The organism is Dolomitihabitans soli, assembly GCF_022213955.1.
Taxonomy (GTDB): Bacteria; Actinomycetota; Actinomycetes; order Streptosporangiales; family Streptosporangiaceae; genus Streptosporangium_A; species Streptosporangium_A soli.
In genome coordinates this window covers 333,245-354,148 of the sequence record NZ_JAKNTW010000008.1, presented here as the reverse complement: position 1 = coordinate 354,148, position 20,904 = coordinate 333,245, and the positions used below count along the sequence as shown (strand labels likewise).

18 protein-coding genes are annotated in these 20,904 nt (G+C 67.6%); 8 read left to right on the top strand and 10 right to left on the bottom strand.

Annotation, left to right across the window (positions count from 1 at the left end; all coding sequences use genetic code 11):
- Nucleotides 1-428 precede the first annotated feature (428 nt).
- Nucleotides 429-1,193, top strand: a complete 765-nt coding sequence (locus MBA17_RS19365; RefSeq protein WP_238497900.1) for a class I SAM-dependent methyltransferase — start codon at nucleotides 429-431, stop codon at nucleotides 1,191-1,193.
- Nucleotides 1,194-1,419: 226 nt separating this feature from the next.
- Here MBA17_RS19365 and MBA17_RS19360 read toward each other — a convergent pair whose 3' ends face one another.
- Nucleotides 1,420-2,331, bottom strand: a complete 912-nt coding sequence (locus MBA17_RS19360) for a hypothetical protein (RefSeq protein WP_238497899.1) — start codon at nucleotides 2,329-2,331, stop codon at nucleotides 1,420-1,422.
- 166 nt (nucleotides 2,332-2,497) lie between these two features.
- Here MBA17_RS19360 and MBA17_RS19355 point away from each other — a divergent pair, with 166 nt between their 5' ends.
- The 3 genes from MBA17_RS19355 to MBA17_RS19345 all read left to right on the top strand — a co-directional run bounded on the left by MBA17_RS19355 (nucleotide 2,498) and on the right by MBA17_RS19345 (nucleotide 4,958).
- Nucleotides 2,498-3,013: a SigE family RNA polymerase sigma factor gene (locus MBA17_RS19355; RefSeq protein ID WP_238497898.1), complete on the top strand. Its 516-nt coding sequence runs from the start codon at nucleotides 2,498-2,500 to the stop codon at nucleotides 3,011-3,013.
- A complete protein-coding gene (locus tag MBA17_RS19350) occupies nucleotides 3,000-3,752 on the top strand; it encodes a hypothetical protein (protein ID WP_238497897.1) in 753 nt (250 codons plus the stop codon). The genes MBA17_RS19355 and MBA17_RS19350 overlap by 14 nt, the downstream gene beginning before the upstream one ends.
- A 372-nt stretch (nucleotides 3,753-4,124) precedes the next feature.
- Nucleotides 4,125-4,958, top strand: a complete 834-nt coding sequence (locus tag MBA17_RS19345; protein WP_238497896.1) for a hypothetical protein — start codon at nucleotides 4,125-4,127, stop codon at nucleotides 4,956-4,958.
- 60 nt (nucleotides 4,959-5,018) lie between these two features.
- Here MBA17_RS19345 and MBA17_RS19340 read toward each other — a convergent pair whose 3' ends face one another.
- Nucleotides 5,019-6,011, bottom strand: coding sequence for a hypothetical protein (locus tag MBA17_RS19340; protein ID WP_238497895.1), 993 nt, complete (start codon nucleotides 6,009-6,011; stop codon nucleotides 5,019-5,021).
- Nucleotides 6,012-6,651: 640 nt separating this feature from the next.
- On the opposite strand from MBA17_RS19340, the gene MBA17_RS19335 reads away from it, so the two are divergent.
- Genes MBA17_RS19335 through MBA17_RS19325 form a run of 3 tightly spaced genes read left to right on the top strand, consistent with a single transcriptional unit; the run spans nucleotide 6,652 to nucleotide 9,675 of the window.
- Nucleotides 6,652-7,686 (top strand): tripartite tricarboxylate transporter substrate-binding protein, encoded by a 1,035-nt coding sequence (locus MBA17_RS19335; protein ID WP_238497894.1) that lies wholly within the window; start codon nucleotides 6,652-6,654, stop codon nucleotides 7,684-7,686.
- Nucleotide 7,687: 1 nt separating this feature from the next.
- Nucleotides 7,688-8,149 carry a tripartite tricarboxylate transporter TctB family protein gene (locus MBA17_RS19330; protein WP_238497893.1) on the top strand — a complete coding sequence of 154 codons (462 nt, stop codon included), beginning with the start codon at nucleotides 7,688-7,690 and terminating at the stop codon, nucleotides 8,147-8,149.
- Nucleotides 8,150-8,169: 20 nt separating this feature from the next.
- Nucleotides 8,170-9,675, top strand: a complete 1,506-nt coding sequence (locus MBA17_RS19325; RefSeq protein WP_238497892.1) for a tripartite tricarboxylate transporter permease — start codon at nucleotides 8,170-8,172, stop codon at nucleotides 9,673-9,675.
- 37 nt (nucleotides 9,676-9,712) lie between these two features.
- On the opposite strand, the gene MBA17_RS19320 is transcribed toward MBA17_RS19325, so the two are convergent.
- The 7 genes from MBA17_RS19320 to MBA17_RS19290 form a co-directional block, all read right to left on the bottom strand.
- Entirely contained in the window at nucleotides 9,713-10,081 is a 369-nt protein-coding gene (locus MBA17_RS19320; protein WP_238497891.1) for a hypothetical protein, read from the bottom strand.
- Nucleotides 10,082-10,335: 254 nt separating this feature from the next.
- Nucleotides 10,336-11,169 carry an alpha/beta fold hydrolase gene (locus MBA17_RS19315; RefSeq protein ID WP_455432795.1) on the bottom strand — a complete coding sequence of 278 codons (834 nt, stop codon included), beginning with the start codon at nucleotides 11,167-11,169 and terminating at the stop codon, nucleotides 10,336-10,338.
- A gap of 450 nt (nucleotides 11,170-11,619) precedes the next feature.
- Nucleotides 11,620-14,427: an AfsR/SARP family transcriptional regulator gene (locus MBA17_RS19310; protein WP_238497889.1), complete on the bottom strand. Its 2,808-nt coding sequence runs from the start codon at nucleotides 14,425-14,427 to the stop codon at nucleotides 11,620-11,622.
- 209 nt (nucleotides 14,428-14,636) lie between these two features.
- Nucleotides 14,637-15,176 (bottom strand): RNA 2'-phosphotransferase, encoded by a 540-nt coding sequence (locus MBA17_RS19305; RefSeq protein WP_238497888.1) that lies wholly within the window; start codon nucleotides 15,174-15,176, stop codon nucleotides 14,637-14,639.
- Nucleotides 15,176-17,155 (bottom strand): protein kinase domain-containing protein, encoded by a 1,980-nt coding sequence (locus tag MBA17_RS19300; RefSeq protein ID WP_238497887.1) that lies wholly within the window; start codon nucleotides 17,153-17,155, stop codon nucleotides 15,176-15,178. The genes MBA17_RS19305 and MBA17_RS19300 overlap by 1 nt, the downstream gene beginning before the upstream one ends.
- Nucleotides 17,156-17,218: 63 nt before the next feature.
- Nucleotides 17,219-17,941, bottom strand: coding sequence for a hypothetical protein (locus tag MBA17_RS19295; RefSeq protein ID WP_238497886.1), 723 nt, complete (start codon nucleotides 17,939-17,941; stop codon nucleotides 17,219-17,221).
- Nucleotides 17,942-18,111: 170 nt separating this feature from the next.
- Nucleotides 18,112-18,876 carry a hypothetical protein gene (locus MBA17_RS19290; RefSeq protein ID WP_238497885.1) on the bottom strand — a complete coding sequence of 255 codons (765 nt, stop codon included), beginning with the start codon at nucleotides 18,874-18,876 and terminating at the stop codon, nucleotides 18,112-18,114.
- Between the two features lie 426 nt (nucleotides 18,877-19,302).
- Between MBA17_RS19290 and MBA17_RS19285 the strand changes: the two genes are divergently transcribed.
- Nucleotides 19,303-19,761: a pyridoxamine 5'-phosphate oxidase family protein gene (locus tag MBA17_RS19285; protein ID WP_238497884.1), complete on the top strand. Its 459-nt coding sequence runs from the start codon at nucleotides 19,303-19,305 to the stop codon at nucleotides 19,759-19,761.
- 664 nt (nucleotides 19,762-20,425) lie between these two features.
- On the opposite strand, the gene MBA17_RS19280 is transcribed toward MBA17_RS19285, so the two are convergent.
- Nucleotides 20,426-20,761: a hypothetical protein gene (locus MBA17_RS19280; protein ID WP_238497883.1), complete on the bottom strand. Its 336-nt coding sequence runs from the start codon at nucleotides 20,759-20,761 to the stop codon at nucleotides 20,426-20,428.
- Nucleotides 20,762-20,904 lie beyond the last annotated feature (143 nt).

Sequence of the window (20,904 nt, the reverse complement as noted above, 5' to 3'; positions counted from 1 at the left end):
TTGCTAACGCAATTGCTAACAATGCTCCTGGACGACCATGGACTGCGGGGGGGCGGAGAGTTCGCCATGGTGGTCCTGACCAGGGGCGCAAGGAAGCTGTGGACGTCCGTGGCCATCCCCGTTACTCCCCGTAATGCGTAGGTCAAGGGTTCGATTCCCTTAGGCGGCTCCACTAATGACCAGGGCGTTCTCTACTCGGAGAGCGCCCTGTGTGCTTGTCCTTCGTGCACGTGGCCGGGGCACCGCAGCCGTGTTCCCACTTCGTCCGCGAGCGCAGGCGCCCTAAGCGGCCTGGCCGAGGTTCGCTTCGGTACGGCCGTGCCCGATAGAGGCGCCGGGATCAGCGGCGCACTTCGCCGCGCCCGCTTGGCGCCGTAACCCGAAAAAGCAGTGGCCGCGCGGGCTCGGGGCCACATACGTTCGCCTCCATGGTTGACGCAGCTTTCGGGCATCCGCGCCTCGCCGCCATCTACGACCCACTCGATCCGGACCGCAGCGATCTCGACGCGTATCTCGCGATGGCGGAGGAGTTCGGCGCGCGGTCCGTGCTGGACATCGGGTGCGGCACGGGCGTGTTCGCGCTGCTGCTCGCCGAGCGCGGGATTACGGTCACCGGGATCGATCCCGCGCGGGCGTCCGTCGACGTCGCGCGTGGCAAGCCGGGCGCGGAGCGGGTGCGCTGGCTCGACGGCGACGCGGGGGACCTGCCGCCCATGCAGATCGACCTGGTGACGATGACCGGGAACGTCGCCCAGGCGATCGCCGATCCGCAGGCATGGCGTACGACGCTGCGCGGCGCGTACGAGGTGCTGCGGCCCGGCGGGCGGCTTGTCTTCGAGACGCGCGATCCGGCGCAGCGCGTGTGGCAGGAGTGGGCGGAGTGGACGCGCGAGACCACATACCGCATGACGGACATCCCGGGCGTCGGCCACATCGAGACCTGGGCCGAGCTGACGGACGTGAGCCTGCCGCTGGTGAGCTTCCGGGGTACGCACGTGTTCGCTGCGGACGGGGACGTACTGACCTCGGAATCGACACTTCGCTTCCGCGAACGTACGGAGATCGAGCGGGACTTGCACGAGCACGGCTTCGTCGTCGAGGACGTACGCGACGCACCCGACCGGCCGGGCAGGGAGTTCGTGTTCGTGGCGCGGCGCGATACCGCGGAGCCCGTCCCTCCCGGAATGCCCTAGGGAGCGTGCGCACCACACAGCGCCGGGCAGACGGGACTTTGAAGACACTCCCTGGCACTACAGCGTGCTGAATCCGGCGGCGCCCCAGGAGAACGCGGTCACAGCCATGCTGGACCAGGTGGTCGCCTGGGGCGAGGCCCTGCAGCTACTTCGTCGGTAGTCGTTGTCGTGTGCCGCACCGGCACCGCCCGTGGGCAGGCCGTGCCGACCACCCGTGTGCCGCCCGTCAGGGCAGAGCCGGCACCGTCGGCTGGGAATTGGTCCAGCCGACCTCGATCAGCGTCTTGTTGTAGGTCTCGGGACGGGGCGTCTTGCCGCCGAAGGCGCTCGGCCGTTGTGTGATCGTCTGGTCCTGTGACAGCAGCACCATCCTGGCGGTGTCGACGATCAGCCGCTGCTTGACCGAGTTCACGTTCTTCCCTGTCCCGATCGAGTAGTGGATCACGACGGCGGCGCCGGGTCTGCCCAGGTTGTCCTTTGCGTTGCCGTCGGCGCGGACGCCCGGGAGTGCCAGCAGGGCCTGGTAGGCGGCGGTGCGGACCTCCTGCGGAGCGGGAATGCTGTGCAGCAGCCCAGACAGGGTGCCCGTGAGCCAGCTGGCCATGGAGCTTTCCGGAGTTCGGCTGACCTGGGCCGCCTTCGTGAGCCAGTCCTTCAGACGGCTCGGGTCGGCGGGCAGGCGCTGGACCTCGTCGTAGGTCAGCCACTGCTCGTCGAGCTGGAACTCGTTCCGTTCCGGCAGTGCAGGGGCCAGATGGCCGTTGGCGGGCTTGGCGGACAGCTTCACCGTCTTGCCGTCGATCGATTGGCTCCACTTGGCAGGGGAGCCGTCGCGCTGCCAGGCCTTCTTGTCCGCCGCGCTCTTCGGCAGCGTCCCCAGTTCTCGCATGCCGGTCCAGGTCCGGCCGTTGGCGAGACTCCACGATTCCAGGATCTCTCGCTGGACCAGCGAGTAGGGGTCCGACGTGGTGCCGAACCGCCAGGGATGAGTTGATGTCCCCAGCACCCTGGTGTGCCAGTAGGCACCCTGCGGGGGAGCGGCCGCGGTGGCCGTAGGCGCGCCCAGGACGGTGGCGCCCATGGCCAGGCCGACGCCGAGAGCGATCAGTGGCCGAGCCGGTGCGCTCGCGAACTTCATAGGTTTCCTCCATGGATGCGAAGCCAGAGTGTCGCAGGACGCGAAGTCACGACTGTCTATACGCCTGAGCTCCCTGGAACGGTTGCCCGCGACATGTTTGGCGCGAGTGGGCAACGGTTTGCGCGGCGCCGAGCGTATTAGGAGGCGTGAAACTGGACAGACAGCTGTGAGCGGCGGTGAACATGACTTCGGCGCTTTCGTGGCCGCGCGGGGCACCAGCCTGCTGCGCATGGCCTATCTCGCCTGTGGCGACCAGGCGGAGGCCGAGGACGTGCTGCAGACAGCGCTGGAGCGTACCTACCGGAACCTGCACCGGGTCCGCCACGACGACGGCCTTGAGCCCTACGTGCGCCGCGTCATCATCAACACTGCCATCAGCCGCGCCCGCCGCCGGGCGATCATCCGCATCGTCCCGATGCACAGTCCACCGGAGACGTCGGCCCGCACGAGCGACGCCGACCTGCGGCATGTGCTCATGGAGGCGCTGCGTACCCTGCCGTCCCGGCAGCGGGCGGTGATCGTCCTGCGGTACTGGGAGGACCTCAGCGAGACGCAGACCGCCGAGGTGCTCGGATGCGCGGTCGGCACAGTCAAGAGCCAGGCGTCGAAGGCCACGGCCAAACTCCGCTCGGTGCTCGGCCGGGACACAGTGGAAGGAGTGATCAGGAATGCCCACATTTGATGAGGAGATCCGCCGGCTCATGGCGGACGAGACCGCGAGGCTGCAGGCCGCGCCCGACCTGCTGGAGCGGGTGATGCGCTCCTCCAGAAGCAATCGGAGAAGGGCTTGGACCGCGGCGGTGGCCGCGTCCGTGGCCGTCATCGTCGCCGCCCCGGTCGCCTACCTGAGCATCGGTTCGGTGACCACGAACGGCGAGCAGGCCACCCTGTCCACGCAGCCCACACTCTCCGCGGCGGTGCCGGAGCCACCTCCCATCGACGACATCTCGCCCTTGCCATCCGACCCGCCGAACCTCGGGGACCTGGGCGATGGGAAAGAGTTTGGGCACGTCAAGGCGGGATACCTACCCGAGGGGCTGCGGTGGTCCCACCGGTCAGAGGACTCTGGTGAGAGCTACTCGACCTCATACAACTACCAGGGCGACAAGAACGGCTTCTACTGCGTCCAGATCCGTGTGTACGAGGATACGGCCGTCCAGCAGGTCGACGACTGGATACAGGAGTACCGTGAGAAGGCGGACGGCGAGCAGGTGGACATCGGCGACCGGACCGGCTACCTGGTCGTGCAGAACGTCGGCGAGGACGGCATGGACGGCGACCCGACGCTCTTCCTCAAAATGGGCGACAGGCAATGGGCCGAGATCAAGTTCAGCCCGATCTACGCCAAAGAGTTCCCCGCCGCCGAGGCCGTCAACTCCGAACTGAAGAAGATCGGGCAAGGCCTCACCTCCACCATCTGACCCTGGCGGCCGTGGTGAACGAGGCGCTCACCGCCCAGGCCGCCACCGGCTACCTGCTCAGCCTGGGCGTCGGGGTGCGATGCTTGAAGCGCGCCGACGAATCGCACTCCAGGAGCCCTCGGGCATCGCAAACCCTGGCTAACAGCAGTTCTGGACACCTGTGGACGACGGCGGAGCGGTCAGCATCCGGAAGACGTCTTGACCAGCTCATAGAGACTGTTACGGACGGGTGTGGACGACCTAGTTCTCAATCGTAATGAAGGGTATCGCAACTCCACAGGCACCGGATTGCGGTGAAGGCTTGCGATGATCGGGATTTTTGTGTGAACCTGTTGAGCGGATCTAGCAGAAATTTCGGCCATAGGGTGGGAAATGCCCGATTCTCCAGATGGGGCGGAACAACCGGAATCGTCAAAACGCCCTTGGTGGCGCAGACCGGCTGTCATCACTGCGGTCTCGACGGGACTGGTCGCGGTTCTGGCGGGCTGGATTCAGGCGGGCGGACTCAGTCTTTTCGCCGAACTGGGCGAAAGTCGCGAACCGCAGGTGGTGGTTGATATTAAGAAGCAGTCGTTGGATGGTGGTTGCTCGCCGTACTATCTTGCAGATGTGTCGCCTGAGGACGCGCTTGATGTGGTTCGGAAAAAGCTCCAGAAGCTGCCGTCCGACACATCGATTGCCAAGAGATACGCCTCTGCGGAGCAGGCGTTGATCGAGTCCGGTGCCAAGTTGGAGACTGACCGCGAGGGCATCGGGTTGACCGTCACAGGTAAGGATGCAAATGCCGTAGTGCTGCATGAACTCAAACCCATTGTCAAGATGAATAAGTCTGATCTTGGCGGCGGGTCCGTCATTGAGTTACGTGACGAGGATCCCGAGGGCTGTGGTGCGGAAATTCCGCAGCGGTACTTTCAATTCAATCCGGATAATCCGGTGGCGACGCCAGTGCCGGACGCGTCCGGCAAGGTCACTCCGTTTCCCTACAAGGTGAACAACGAAGAGCTGGAAGTGATCGTTCTGCACGGCGACAGTTCGGACGGCTCGATGGTAATAGCCTGGGAAGCGATGCTCCGCTGGACCGGAGGTGACGAGTCGGGAGATATCAAGATTGACAATAAAGGCGAACCTTTCTATGCCATCGGAGCCACGGTGCCGACCTACTACATTGATGTCCAAACGCTGAAGTTGACCCCGGCCAACTTCTGAGTGCTGGACGATGCGGGGCAGTCCGCCGTATGGAGGAGAAGTTCAACCTCTGTCTCGCGTTTAGGGGTCCACCTCATAGCGGTGCCAACGCCGCGGATCCCCGTCTTCGTGCAGCCACAGCGTCCCGTCTCTGCCGATCTTCCCGCGTGCCCAGCCGGTCGGGTGTCGGTCGTCTGGTAGCAGTAGGTGCTCGCGGTCCGTCTCGGTGACCGCTCCGCCCTGTCGGCGGGCCCTGCGGATCTCCCAGCGGAAGCCGCCGCCTGCTCGGTGTTGATCGAGGAAGGCGAGCTCAGAACCGGAGACGGCCAAGCCCTTGCACCGTGTGACGGGGTTCGGTGTGACGCCTCGGACGCCGTCAGCGTCGATCTCGATCAGCGGAAAGTCGGTGTAGGGGCAGGCGTGGACCACGTCACGGCCGACATTCAGCGCGTAGCAGTCGCACCAGACGACGCCTGGAGTATGGGATGGCGCCATCCAGGGCGGGCCGCCGTCGCTGTCCCAGCGCGCCAGGCCGATCATGAAACCGTAGGAACGGGTGCCGTCCGGGTTGGTGGACCAGTAGCTCGACTCGTCGAAGTAGCTGGTCCAGATGTGGCCCTGGGCATCCGTCATGAGCTGCTTGATGCCGTCACCAGCGTAGAAGGCGGACCGCGTCTGCCCGTCTCCGTCGATCACCCGGACGTTGTCGGTGAGGTGCAGCTCCCCCTCGGGAACCGGCTCCCGGTAGCGCTCGACGTCGATGCCCACGGGCTCACAGCGAGCAGCGGCCAGCACGATGCCATCGCCGAGGGTGTCGATGCGGGTGAACCATAGGCCGAGATCTGTCAGCGGGATCTCGCGGATCTCGCCTCCGTCGCAGATGACGGCGGTCGCGTCGTAGCGCGGGGGCGGCCGGAGCTCGGAGAAGTGGGGGATGGGGGTGAAGCCCTGGGCGGGGTCGGCAACCAAGGCGGCGAGCCGGCCGCGGTGGTCGATGGTCGAGGCCAGGACCTCATGACGGGCGTAGCGGTCGGGAAGCGTCGCGTGCAGCGCGAGCCGGCGGTCAGCGACCATGGCCCTTTCTCGTTGTCATCCATCGATGGTGGCAGACGGGGTAGCGCCGAGTCGACGAGCTGTGGGGAGGCGGTCCGATTATCAGAATGTGATGGGCAATTCTCGTGCGGTTGCTCGGCGTCCGCTCAGCTATTGGTGGAAGGCGTGGTTCTTGTTTTCTGGTCGAGGTCGAGCGGGAGATCTCGGATTAACGAGCTTCCTCAGAGGCGGCGCCTGTCACGGCGCTGACGGCGGTCACGGAGCTTGCGGATCACGTCGAGTCCGTCGCCGTCGAGCAGGCCCGGGTCGACGAGGACAACATCGGATCGGGCGGCACGCGCGGCCTTCGCGGCGGTGGCGGTGCGGTGTGGACGACGAAGCGCGCAGGACGCTGTCAAACCAGGGGAGCAGCCGCGCCGGGCCGGGGCGCCAGGGCCAGGACGGTGATCACACCTTGCGCCGCGCCATCGTCATCCTTGATGATGGTGATCCGCATACCGGCCCGGATCAACGCTCGTGTTAGCCCTTCAGCTCTTGGGATTCCTCTGACATCCGGCGCATTCCTGTGGGATTCCCCCGACACCATTCGCGTCCTTGCCAGCCGAGACTGAGGCCGCGCACTCCCGACGAAATGCGCATGCGCTGACGAGGAGGCCGCTATATGAAAACGACCAGCAGGTACCGGTCCGCCGCGCGGATGATCGCCGCGATCGGCGTCGTTTCGCTCGTCGCCGCCTGTTCCGGCAACGGAGGCGCCACTGGAGGCGCCACCGGCGGAGACGCTTCCGGTGGCTACCCGGACCAGAACATCACGTTCGTCGTGCCGTTCAGCGCGGGCGGCCCGACGGACACCGTCACCCGCATGATCGCCGAGCCGATGGCCGCCAAGCTCGGCGCCAAGGTCGTCGTCCAGAACGTCGAGGGCGCGGGCGGCACGGTCGGCGCCGGCGAGGTCGCGCGGGCCGAGCCCGACGGCTACACCGTGCTCATGCACCACATCGGCATGTCAACGGCGCCCGCCCTGTACCAGAATCTGGGCTACAAGCCGCTCGAGAACTTCGAGATGGTCGGGCTCGTCACCGAGGTGCCGATGACGGTCGTCGCCCGCAAGGACTTCGCGCCCGCGACCCTCCAGGACCTCGTGACCTACGTGAAGGCGAACGCCGACAAGGTCACGCTGGCCAACGCCGGCATCGGCGCCGCATCCCACCTGTGCGGCCTGCTGTTCCAGACCGCCACCGGTGTCAAGCTCCAGGAGGTTCCGTACGAAGGCACCGGCCCGGCACTGACCGACCTCGTCGGCGGCCAGGTCGACTTCATGTGCGACCAGACGACCAACACCAGCGGCCAGATCTCCGCGAACGAGGTGAAGGCGTACGCGGTCACCACGCCGGAGCGGGTGAAGAGCCTGCCCAACCTGCCCACCACGACCGAGGCCGGGTTGCCCCAGCTCCAGGTCAGCGTGTGGCACGGTCTCTATGTCCCGAAGGGCACGCCGCAGCCGGTCGTCCAGAAGCTGTCCGAGGCGCTGAAGGTGGCACTGGCCGACCAAAAGGTCATCGACCAGATGGCCAAGCTCGGCACCGCGCCGGTCCCGGCCGAGGACGCGACCCCGCAGGTGCACCGGGCCAAGCTCGAAGAGCAGCTCGGCACCTGGGCGAAGGTCATCGCCGACGCCGGGCTCAAGGCCTCCTGAGGTGGAGCGCCGCCGGTCCTTCCCGGACGTCCTCGCCGGGGGAGTCTTCGTCCTGATCGGTGGCGCATTCGCGGTGGGGTCGCTCGGCTACGAGCTGGGCAGCCCACTGCGGATGGGTCCCGGCGCCTTCCCGCTGCTGGTCGGCGCGATCGTGGCCGCCCTGGGCCTGGCGATCGTCATCAAGGGACTCATCGCCGGCGAGGTGATCTCGTTCGGGCCGATCCCCTGGCGTGCGGTCGCCGCCATCGTGCTCGCGGTCCTGTTCTTCGGATTCACCGTCCGGGGCCTCGGATTCGTCCCGACGTCGGCGGTGACCGCCCTGCTCACCACACTGGCCAGCTCGCGCGTACGGCCGCTCATGGCCGTGGCCGTGGCCGCCGGGCTGACCGTGGCCGGCACGCTCATCTTCGTCGTCGGACTTCAGCTGCGGATCCCGCTATGGGGCCCGTGGCTGGGGTTCTGACGCGGCATCCGGATTGAGGCATGGAACTTCTCGACAACCTCGCGCTGGGTTTCTCGACCGCCCTACTGGTCCAGAACGTCCTCTACTGCTTCGTGGGAGTGCTGCTGGGGACGGCGGTCGGCGTGCTGCCCGGCATCGGGCCGACGGCGACGGTGGCGATGCTGCTGCCGATCACGTTCAGCTTCGAGCCGGTGACGGCGCTGATCATGCTGGCCGGCATCTATTACGGCGCGCAGTACGGCGGCTCGACGACCGCCATCCTGATCAACCTGCCCGGTGAGTCGTCGGCGGCGGTCACCGCGCTGGACGGACACGAGATGGCCCGGCAGGGCAGGGCCGGCCCGGCGCTGGCCGCCGCTGCGATCGGGTCCTTCATCGCGGGTACGGTGGCCACCGTCGCGCTGGCCGTCGCGGCCCCACCGCTGGCCCGCGTCGCGTTGCAGTTCGGCCCGGCCGAGTACTTCTCGCTGGTGCTGCTCGGCCTGATCGTGTCGATCGCGCTGGCGCGTGGCTCGACGCTCAAGGCACTGGCGATGATCGCGCTCGGCGTCCTGCTCGGCACGGTCGGCCAGGACATCTACACCGGCACGCCCCGGTTCGTGTTCGACCAGCGCGAGCTGTACGGCGGCATCGACTTCGTGTCGGTCGCCGTCGGCATGTTCGGGGTGGCCGAGATTCTGCGCAACCTGGAGAACGAGCAGACCCGCACGGCGGTCATCACCAAGGTGAAGAACCTCTGGCCGACCCGCGAGGACCGGCGCCGGATCATCGGCCCGATCCTGCGGGGTACCGGTCTCGGCGCCGCGCTCGGCGTCCTGCCCGGCGGTGGCCACGTGCTGGCCTCGTTCACCTCGTACGCCGTCGAGAAGCGGATCTCGAAGCGGCGGCAGGAGTTCGGGCGCGGCGCGATCGAGGGCGTCGCCGGCCCCGAGTCGGCGAACAACGCCGCCGCACAGACGTCGTTCATCCCGCTGCTCACCCTGGGTCTGCCCGCCCACCCGGTGATGGCACTGATGGTCGGCGCGTTCATCGTCCACGGCATAACCCCCGGCCCGAACGTCATCACCGAGGAGCCGGAGCTGTTCTGGGGCCTGATCGCGTCGATGTGGATCGGCAACGTGCTGCTCGTACTGCTGAACCTGCCGCTGATCGGCTTGTGGGTGCGCATGCTGCGCATCCCGTACCAGGTGCTGTTCCCGATGATCATCCTGTTCGCCGCGATCGGCACGTACTCCCTGGGGTTCAACGCGTACGACGTCTACGCGATCGTGTTCTTCGGCGTCCTGGGCTACATCCTGATCAAGTGCGGCTGCGAGCCGGCGCCCCTGCTGCTCGGTTTCGTCCTCGGACCCTTGGTCGAGGAGAACCTGCGGCGGGCGCTCATCATCTCCCGCGGCGACGCGTCGGTCTTCGTGACCCGACCGATCTCCGCGGTGCTCCTGGCCCTGGCCGTGGCAGCGCTCGCCGTCGCCGTCCTCCCGGCGATTCGCAGGCGCCGCGAGGTCGTGTTCACCGAGGAGGAGTAGGAAGTGATGCGTAGATCAAGGGTTCCTTGAGCGGCGGTCAGCCGAAGTCATACTGACACTTGGGCAGACCATACTTGCTCGGGTTGGCGTCGAAGCCGTTCGAGGTGAAGACGTAGCCGGCGGCCACCCAACCCCAGCGCCCGTTGCGGTCGCCCTGGGTCTTGTACCACGTGGTGTTGTCGCCCTTGTGGTACTGGCCCTCAGACCAGCACGTGAACCAGCTGTACGTGGTCCACAGATTGTCGACGACCTTGCTCGGCGGGAGGGTCGTGGACGGCTTGCTGCGGAGTTCGGCGTTGCCCTCGTTGCCGCACCGCAGCACGCCGTTGCTGACTCCGCACCCGGCCTGGGCCTGCGCCGCGCTCGCGGGTGTGAGCACGCCGGCCACCACTGCCGCCCCTGCCATCAGGACTTTCCATCGAGTATCCATACTCGTATTCCAGCGGGAGACCGTCGAACCGGCTACCTCTAAGGTTCCAGTGCACGGAAGCGCCGGCCCTTCCTGGGAAGAGCTCCGCGTCCCGTTCAAACGACCCGCTGACGGCACTAGCGGCGATGGCTGGTTTCCAGCGTTGGAATAGAGCCTTGGGGAGATTTTCCAACTGCCCCCCTTGTGTCCGAGGATTGAAGACTCGGACACAAGGCGGGTCCCATTTGTCGCTATATGGATAGTTTGTCGAGGATGGCGGCAACCTCTGCCGCTCTGAACAGGAACCCCACATGGGTGGTGTCGAGGGTGTGAACGTCGTACGGATTGTCAGGGGTCAGGGCGTCCGCTTCGGCGATCAGCCTGTCCTGCATGGCCACCGGGAGGGACCGGTCGCCGGTGAGACGAATGTAGGAGCGGGCGATCGTGCCCCAGGTGTCGGCGTGGACACGGGCGTCGGACATCATCACCGCGATCGACTCGTCCGGCTGCAGGATGTTGAGGAAGGCCCGGAACTGTTCGTCGGTGACATCGGCCATGAGCGCCGCCTTGAGGCCGGCGAGCAACGTGGGGTCGGCGGTGCGGTAGTTGGCCCGGCCGACGCCGAGTTGAGCAGGGTCTCCGACGTTCAGTACGGCCAGCGGGGCCAGCAGGTTGGCGCCGAACTCGGGCTCCGGCATGTATTCGATGGGGTTCGCCCGTTCCACGCATGACCACGCGGAGATGTAGACGAGCCGATCCACCAGTTCGGGGATCGTGTTGCCGACCCCGGTGATCGTCGCCCCACCGAGGCTGGCGCCCACGAGCACCACCGGCCCGTGCGCCGCCACGCGACGGACGACGTCGACGACCATGTCGACGTTGTCCTGCAGAGTGACGCCGGCCAGCGACGACGGCTCGGTCGCCCAGGCATCGAGATCCTGCGGGGCCTGGTAGGCGACCGGGTATTGCGCGTCGAGGCCATGCCCCGGCAGATCGACGGCGAAGCTACGGTGGCCGAGCAACGCGAGTTCGCGCTGGATGGGGGCCCACATGAACGAACTGGAGCCGGAACCGTGGACCAGCACGAAGGTAGGAGCAGCGTTCGACGGGTTATTTTGAGGTCGATGACATGTAAATCTGTCCGATCGGATTAAGGCCCGGAAAACACGCCTGATGCCGAAAGTCGGCGTGTTAAGCCGCGGATGATGAGAATGGCGAAGCATGCCACCAGTCGAGTAACGCACAGGTTCGGCGATTACACAGACAATCGGCGACCCGATGGCGGCGCTGTCCAGCCCAAGGCGGCTATCAAGGACAGAGCCAACGATGGCGGTGAGAGAGTGACGGGTCGGGGTCGAGCGAAACCCCGTGCGGTGTTCTGGACCGCAGGACCTACTGGCGGGATTTCCTCAACTGCCGCTGGTCGCCGAGCAACCAGCGGAGCACACCGTCTCAGACAGTCCGAAGCCGGACGAACATGTAGACCATGCTGGAAACCTATCAGGTCATCGGCAGCATGCCGGAAGGACTCGGGTTCACCTGTGCGGACATTCAACGCCACCAGCCGTACTCGCGTGGGCCGTGGTGGAGCGGAAGGCATCGGCGGCGGACTTGTCGATAATCGTCAGCTGGGTGTGGATCTGGTCGGCGGTAGAGGGGTCGAGGTCGCCGAGGTGGGAGTATGCGTGCCGCCAGTGCTCGTGGGCGGCCGCTTGGTCGCCGGCCAGGTGGTGGCAGGCGCCGAGGTGGGCGAGGGTGCTGGCCTCGGCGTACGGGTCGCCGAGTTCCTGGAACAGGTCGAGGGCCCGGCGGTAGCAGGAGACGGCACCGGCGGGGTCGTCCAGCTGGAGGTAGATGTCGGCGAGGCAGGACCACGTGTGGGCCTCGTGCGGGCGGTTGCCGAGCTTCTTGTGCAGGATCAGGGCCTGCTCGCACAGGTCGATGGCCTGGCCGTGGTTTCCCCCGCGGCCGAGGTACCAGCCGAGGTCGGTGAGTGCGATGGCCCGGCCGACCTGGTCGCCCAGCTGGTCGAAGAGGTCGTGGGCGCGGCGGGCGGCGTCGAGCGCGTCGGCCTCCCGGCCCTGGAGGCCGTATACGAGGTTCCGGTAGTAGTGCGTCCACGCCTGACCGGCGGGGGAGTCAGGTGATGCTTCCAGGGCGGTGTCGAGGTTCCGGTGGGCGTCGTCGAAGCGGCCCAGGTCGGCCAGTGCCCAGGCCAGGTTGCGATGCGCGCGGTTCTCTTCCGCCGGGTCGCCCAGCCGCCGGGCGGCGGCCACGGCGGCCTGCTGGGTCTCGGCCCGGTCGTGCCAGCGGCCCTGTCGGTGCAGGAAGACGAACAACGTCTGCGCCAGATGGCAGACGTGCCGGTCAAGGCCCAGGTCGGCGGCGAGTTTCAGGGCGGCGAGCAGAGCGGGGCGCTCGGCCGTGAACCAGGCCATCGCCTCGTCGGGTTCGGCGAAGTCGGTTACGGACACGCCCGGGCGGGGCGCGGCGGGGGCGGTGGTCTCGAAGTGCCCGTGGAGATGCAGCGCGGCGGCGTACGCGGTATGGAGATAGTGGTCCACGATGCGTTGTCGCGCGGCGTCCCGGTCCGCGTCGCGGGATTCGCAGAGTTCGGAGGCGTAGGCGCGCAGCAGGTCGTGGCATGAGTAGCGGCCCGGAACGTGCTCGGTGAGCAGGTTGGCGCTGGTCAGCTCGGCCATCGGCGCACGTACCCGCGAGACCGGGACGCCCGCCAGGCTGGCGGCGGCGATCGTGCTGACGGGACCGGGGCACAGACCGGCGACCAGCCGGAACAGCCGCGCCGCCGCCTCGTCGCCGAGCGTCTCGTACGACCACGAGAAGATCGCCCGTACGTCGACGGCACGGTTCAGCGCGCTGAGGGCGTCCCGGAGATCGCCGGCGAGCGCACCGAGCGGATGCGTGGGATGGATCGCGGCGCGGGCGGCGACGATCGCCAGCGCCAGCGGCAGCCCGGCGCAGCGCCGGATGATCTCTTCGGCGGCGACGGGCTCGGCGGCGATCCGGTCCCGGCCGAGCCGGCGGGCCAGCAACCGCCTGGCCTCGTCCGGCGGCAGGATGTCGAGGGTGACCGGATGCGCGCCGTACGTCATGACCAGCCCGGCGAGGTGATCCCGGCTGGTGACCACCACCAGGCAACCGGGGGCCCCGGGCAGCAGCGGGGCGACCTGGTCGGTGTCGCGGGCGTTGTCCAGCAGCACCAGCATCCGCCGCCCGGCCAGCAGGCTGCGGTAGAGCCCGGCCTGCGCGGCCGGGCCGTCCGGAATCCGGTGCGGCGGCACCCGCAGCGCGTCGAGGAACTCGCGGATGGCGGTCGCCGGCCGTACTGCCTCCCCTGACGGATCGTATCCGCGCAGGTTGACGTAGAGCTGGCCGTCCGGGAAGCGTTCGGCGACCCGGTGCGCCCAGTGCGCGGCGAGCGTGGTCTTCCCGACGCCGGCCGTGCCGGCGATCACCGCGATCAACGACGACCGGGACCTCGTCTCGCCCGGCGGGCCGAGCAGCGCGTCCAGCGCCGCCAACTCGGCCTCCCGCCCGGCGAATCCGTCGACCGCGGCGGGCAACTGCCTGGGCGCCGCGTGCCCGCCGGGCGAAGCGCCGCCGGCGAGCAGGTCGGCGTGAACCTTCCGCAGCTCAAGGCTGGGATCGGCGCCGAGCTCCGCGGCGAGCCGGCGCCGGATCATCTCGTACCGCTCCAGCGCCTCGGCGGGACGGCCGGCCGATTCCAGGGCCCGGAGCAGCCGAACCCAGAGCGATTCCCGCAGTGGATGCCGCTCGGCCGGCTCGGCCAGCTCGGCCGGGTCGGGATTCGATCCTCTCGCGAGGTCCAGGTCGACCCGCCGCTCCAGCGCGGTCAGGTACCGCTCCTGCAGCGCCGAGGTCACGGTCTGCTCCAGCCAGTCCGATCGGATCCCGTCGAACGGGGTGCCGCGCCACAGCGACAGCGCGGCGGCCAGCCGGGACCGCTCGGCCGGCAGGTCCGGTGCCGCCGCGGCCTCATCGAGCAGGCGACCGAAGCGGAGCGCGTCCACGTGGTCCGGCTCGGTCGCGAGCAGGTAGCCGCCTGGCCGGGCCGCGATCAGCTCCCCCTCGGCGGTCTCCAGGGTGCGGCGCAGTCGCTTGACGTTCGTACGGACGTTGGCTCGCTGGTCGCCACGCTGATCCGCACCCCACACCGCGGTCGCCAGCCTGTCCGCCGAGACGGTACGGCCCGCCGACATCGCCAGCACGGCCAGCAACGCGCGCAGCCGCCCGGCCGGCAGCTCGACCGGCCGCCCGGCCACCGAAACGCGCAGTGGGCCGAGCAGCTCGACGGTCAGCACGCAGATCGCCTTCCTTCCCTGGCCGGCGGTGAGTTTCGCCGGATTGCCACAACTCTGCACCCATGGTCCGCCAAGCTGGTGATCATCCCGCACGAGTGTGGCGTTGAGGTCGGCTATGCGTACGTGGCTGCGGCGCTCCAGGCCGTTCGACTTAATTCGTAGGCAGGGTTTCACGAGGACGGCGGGCCGCGGCGTGTTCGGCGGGGGCCTCAGGGGAAGCGGATGAACCCCGGCGGGACGTGTTCCGCCAGCCATACGTCGTTGGCGCTGACGTGGAAGACGTGACCGGCTTCGTGCATGCCGGCCGCGTTCACGGCCAGCACCACCGCTCGCCCGCGCCGCATGCCGACCCGGGTGGCGGTCTCGCGGTCGGGCGAGAGGTGGACATGGTGGCGGTTCATCGGGCGCAGCCCTTCGGCGCGGATCGCGGCCAGGTTCCGGTCCACCGTCCCGTGATAGAGGTGGGCGGGCGGTGTCACCACGGGCAGATCGAGGTCGACGACCACGGAATGCCCCTGGCTGGCGCGGATGCGGCCGTCGGCGATCACGTATCGCCGCTTGTCGTTGGCCGTGACGACCAGGTCCAGCTCGTCACGGCCGATCGGGAAGCCGTGCGCGGCGGAGGCGGCGAGCAGCGTCTCCACGTCCACCCAGCCGTGCTCGTCGAGGTCGATTCCGATCCGCCCAGGCTCGTGGCGCAGGTGTTTGGCGAGATATTTCGAGATCCGGACCAGCCGTCGATCGTCCATCATGTTCCTTCGAGTCGGGTTTCCTGAGGGCCGACGCGTGAATAGGTCGGCCAGATGTTCCAGTTGGCCGGGGACTCGTCGTTGGTGACCAGGACGCGGCCCAGGGTGCCGTCGGTTCCGACGATCCTTACCTGGCCGACGCCTTGTCGATCCCTTTCCCAGTGGTAGCCGATGATGTGGGAGGCGTCGTACCAGCCCATGAACCAGAGTTCGGTCGGCAGGTCTCGGACGAACGCGCGCGTCCCGGCGTCGAAGACCGTCACCTGGTCCTTGCCCTTGTCCCCCTCCGAGCCTGCGAATCTGGTCTGGGTGGCGATCAGCTTGCCGTCCGGAGAGAACGGGTAGCCCACATTCTGGCCGAGACCCGGGTACGACTTGATCAGCTTCCCGTCGGGGGCGTAGACCCACAGGGTGCTGTCGGCCCAGGACCCTTCGAGTGAGGCGGCCACCAGGGTGGTGCCGTCGTGGCTCCACGCGAAGGTCCCGGGGTGGAGCGGCCAGCCCAGAGCCCCCAGGTGGATCCGATCCATCTTGACGATCTTGGGAGTGTAGTCGTCGGGGGACACGATGGCGTAACCCACGCCCTTCGCCGTTTCGGCGCCGTCCAGGAGGGTGACGACCAGCTGGTTTCGCGTCGGCGACCAGCGGGGTGCCATGAACGGCTGGTTCAGCTTGACGGGATGCTTCTGGCCGGTGGACCGGTCCTCGATGGTGAGCTGCCTGGCGGCTCCCAGATCTTTGATCGGTTCCGAGACCCCGGCCACATAGCGCCGGTCGAAGGAGACCCCGGCGCCGCGGTACGCGGTCGCGTCGAACTGGCCGGTCTCGCTGTTGAGGACGTACGCGTTGGCGAGCTTGCCGCTGACGATCGCCGTGTACGAGGTCATGATCACCGATGCCGACGCGTCAGGCTGGAGCGACCCGCGCAGGCCGGGCAACGCCCCTGGGGTGGGCCGCGCCAGTGTGGTCGGCTCGGCGGCCAGCGTGCCGCGCAGGGCGACAGCCGTACCGGCCAGTAGTGCCGCGGCGCCGGTCAGCGCGGCCAGGACCCGGCGGCGGCTCAGCCGTGGTGTTTCGGTCACCGCGAGAGGTGGCGGCACGATGGTCTGCTCGCCCACTGGTCCGCGCGCGGCGAGGTCGGCCCCGGTCGGGAGCACCTGGGCTTCCGGGGAGGAGGAGTCCAGCAGTTCGAGGAGCACCTCCCGGGCGCTGGGCCGGTTGGCGGGGAGTTTCTCCAGGCAGGCTTCGATCATGGGGCGCAGCGGGCCGTCGAGGGTGCCCAGCTCGGGGGGCGCGTGCAGAATCCTGTTCATGATCAAAGGCAGTGCGTCATGGCCGAACGGGCTCTGCCCGGTCGCCGCGTACACCATCGTGCATCCCCACGCGAAGACGTCGAGCCTCGACGTCAGGCGCTCGCCGCTCAGCTGCTCGGGGGCCATGTAGGAGGGCGTCCCGATCAACTCGGCCGAGATGGTCGTGGTGAGATCAAGGATCTTGGCGATCCCGAAGTCGATCACCCGGGGTCCGTCGGAGCCGAGCAGTACGTTGCTCGGTTTGAAATCGCGATGGATCACCTCTGCCTGGTGGATCGCGGTGAGCGCGGTCGCCGTGCCGATGGCGAGGCGGATGAGCGCCGAGGCGTCCCGCGGACCCGCTGCGGAGACGACCTGGTGCAGGGACGGCCCGTCCACGTACTCGCTCACGATGTACGGCTGGTCGCCCTCGACGTCGGCTGCCAACACCCGGGCGGTGCAGAACGCGGCCACCTTCCGCATCGCCTCCACCTCGGCGACCAGGTACTTCTTCGCCTTCGTGTCGGCGATGAGGTGCGCGTGCACCAGTTTGACGGCGACCTTGCCGCCCTCGGCCGTCTCACCGAGGTAAACGACGCCCTGCCCGCCTCCACCCAACCGGCCGAGCAGCCGCCACTCCCCGATGCGCCGGGGATCACCGGCTCGCAGGGATTCGATCACCGCCATGTCAGCCTCCGCGACTCAGACCATGATTGTCGCGGAAGAGCGCCTGCCGAGGCCACGGGAACCTTACAGGAGGGCCCGGCGGCCGGCCGGTGGGAGCAACGCCAGGTGCTCCTGGGTGACGACGTCGAACCGCAGGGCGGTGTTGACCAGCGCCGCCCGCTGCCAGTCGGCCTTATCGGGGGAGAGGCCGCGGACCCGGAGTTTCTGCGTTGCCAGGTAGGTGATGTGGTGATTAATCGCGAAACGGGTTAACTCAGGGTCCGAGAGCCGTTTGAGGATCTGCGGGACGGTCGGAATCACCGCCGTCGACGGATCAAGCAGCCGTGGCTCGCACAGCGCCACGAGCACGAGGAAGTACTTCTTGTGTGGATCCAGGTTGAAAACGGTCTTCGTGTCCCTGCGCGCGGGCCGTGCCGTACTGGCGACGATGTCACGCGGCGCCCAGACGAGGAAGCTCGCCGTGCCGCCGAGGGCGGGGACCACGACCCGGGCGAAGCCGTACCCGATCGGCACGCCCGCCTCGCCCGGCGCGATCTTGACGAACTCGCCGCCGCCCTCCGGATTCTCCACGACGTAGGTCGAGCCGGAGCTGGTGTTGGAGATCATCCAGTGGTCGCCGGCGGCTCTGATCGTGCCGCCCTCCCGGGACAGGCCGCGATCGTCGCTGAGGGGGATGTCCACCCGGGAGCCCGGGACGCTTCGCCCGAAGGTCACCGATCGGCCCTCAGCGATCTCGACAATGGGAAAACTGATCGAGGTCTTCTCGTCGGGCTGGATGATGACCATATTCAGGATTGTGCAGCACGTCGCGATAGGGGAGAACACGCCTCCGGTATCGGGTCCGGGTAGGGGCGGCGCTCGATTGTCGAAAGGCGTGTTTCTTCATGACCGCGGGGCGACCGGGTGCCGGACGCCGATCGCGTGACTTCGGCCGACGCTGTGGACAGCCCTTGTCCCTAGTTGTACTGGTACAGCCGGTCGCCGACCCGATTGTTGTGATCGAACACCGAGGCGCGGTACTTGCTGATGGAAAGACCGCCGTGCTCGGCCTTCCCGCAGCTGTTGGGCCCGGCCAGCTGGTGGATCTCGAAACGCGCCGACGGGTCGCCTCCCACGAAGTACTCCGCCCGGGCCTGATGCCTGTCGGCACTCGTGTCACACGCGAAGACGAACGTCTTCCGCTCGGCGAAGCACAGGCTCGCGGCGCCTCTCGTCGAGGTGCAGATCTCGGCCCGCGCCCGCGCGGTGAACGGTGTGACACGCGTTTCCCGCTTGACGGGATGCTTGGTGACGTTGCGAACCGTCATCCATGCGCTGACCTTGATCCGGTGATTGCCCTGGAATATCGCGGCTCGGAACGTCACGGTCTTGCCGATCGCGCGAGTTCCCCTGACTTCGCCCTCACGTGCCAGATTATGGATGACGTACTTCGTGCCCAGGTAGCCGTTCAGGTAGTACTCGACCGCGGGATGGAGCCTGTCGGTCTCGGTGTCCTCGATCGTGATCCCCGGCCGGTCGGCGTCGTCCGGGCCCACGCACGCCGCCGCGCCCCTGAGGCGGACGCAGGCGTCCTCCGCTTTGCCGGCGGTGGTGGGCGCAGCGGCGACACCGGGCACGTCGACGGTGGTGGCGGGCGCCTGTGCGTCGCTGTTCGCCGTGGCCCCTCCGGCGTTGAACGCGGTGGTCGCCATCACCACCACCGCTAAGAATGTGCGACCCATCACCACGTGGACCCCTCCAGGCTCATGCGTCACAGAGTATTGCCATATGACGTGCGGAACACCTCATTCGGTTCCGATCGGATGAGTATCAACCGGTCAGATCAAATGGCTTTATATCACGTGATAGGCCACAATTCGTGACAAAACATTCTGTCGGGCGGCAGCGCATAACCGTACTCCTGCGGGAACCTGACGAGTGACGGAAGCCCGCCATGATCTCCTGATGGCCCGCACGCCGCCGACCGGCCCGGCTCTGCCGTACGGCTATCGCGGGGGCATCGCGAGCCGGTGGACGTAATAGGAGGTCGGAGCGGCCAGGGCGCCCGAACTGCGTGGCGCGACGAAGGTGGTGCCGCCTGCTCCGGCGGCTGCCGCGCACGCGATGATTCGAGTGCCATGTTCGAAGTGAGAAGGAGTTGACCGACGATGAACCCGCCGCCTCGTACGCAGGAACAACGCAAGCAGGACACGCTGCATCGGCTTGAGCACGACGTGGACGCCTGGGTGGCCACCGCCGACGGGCAGAGCGGCCTGCCCTATCTGGTGCCGTTGTCCTTTCTGTGGGACGGCAGCGCCTTGTTGATATCCACGCCCGCCGCCAGCACGACCAGCCGTAACCTACAGGCCACCGGAAAGGTCCGGATCGGCATCGGCCCGACCCGCGACGTCCTGCTCATCGAGGGAACCGTCCAGGTTCTGACGGCTGCCGAGATCACCGACGAGGTCGGCGACGCCTTCGCCGCCAAGACCGGCTTCGACCCCCGCCGGCTCAGCAGCCCGTACCTCTATTTCCGCATTCACCCGCAGCGGCTGCAGGCTTGGCGCGAAGTCAACGAGCTCAAGGGCCGCGAACTCCTGACCGACGGACACTGGCTGACCACCTGACGAGGAACGCCATATTTGCCGTTAATCCATATCAAATCAACATAGATGGCAACTCTTGGGGTAACTGGGGCGTCATGTCCCTAGGGAGGCCAGATGGAAGTTCTGGATGGCGTCGAGGAAGACCTTCTCCTTGAGTTGCTTCTCATAGACGCCCTTCACCACGAGGCGGACCGGCTCACGGCCGGCGCGTAGGCCGTGTATCCCGCTGCTCCGGCGAGGGGAGCAGCGGGACCTGGGGCCGGCCGTCGCCGGCTAGACGAACTCGCTCTTGTAGAGACGCTGGACTGGCGCACGCCACCGGTATTGGCGTGGAATCCGAAGGCCAGGCGCGGACCCGCACCCGCCAGCCAGATCGTTTTAACTCACAGCAAGTCTCACCAGTTTGTACGGCTCGGCACACGTAGCCGGATAGCGTGCGGACTGGTGACGTTTCCTCTGATCAGGTCAAACGATGGGCTCGCGTGCGCTCCGCATGCCGTACTGACGAAGGAGACCGATCATGGCACCCGCCTGTGGCTGACGACTGGCCGGCCGGGTTGGAGGCCGTTCACGGCGGCGTCGTACGGCCCGCGGGCGGACAGGCCCGCGGACCGTAGCCCGTTGATCGACGGCCGAGGTGATGTCATGCCGTACGGCGTGCACCGGGGACGGCGGCCCCGGCTCGTCAGGAGAAGACGACCGAGCGCAGCTTCAGACGGTCCGAGGCCGCGCCGCCGAGGGGCCGGAGGCTGTAGTGGTTGCCTGCGCAGCCGAACTCGGTGAAGACCACGGCGGTCGAACGGGTCCAGTTGCGCGGGGCGGAAGCGGATTCCACGACCGCCTCAGGGATGTCGAAGCACTCGCCGCTCACCGGGTGCACGAGCGTGCCGTCGAGCGGCTGGCCGTACTCGTCGTAGTAGGTGTAATAGAACGTTCCGTCAGCCGCGCCGGCGGTGCCCGGCAGGGACAGGACGAGCGCGGCAGCGGCGCCGAGGGCGGTCGCGATGGTACGAAGACGCATGGTGAATGCTCTCCCGTGGACTGGTGATCCGATACGACGAGGTCACCATATGCCACCGACTCACCACGCTGTGTAATGTTCGCCCGATCGCCGTGGAGCACGCAGGACGACCCTGGAACTCACGGCCGTAACCCTGATGCTTC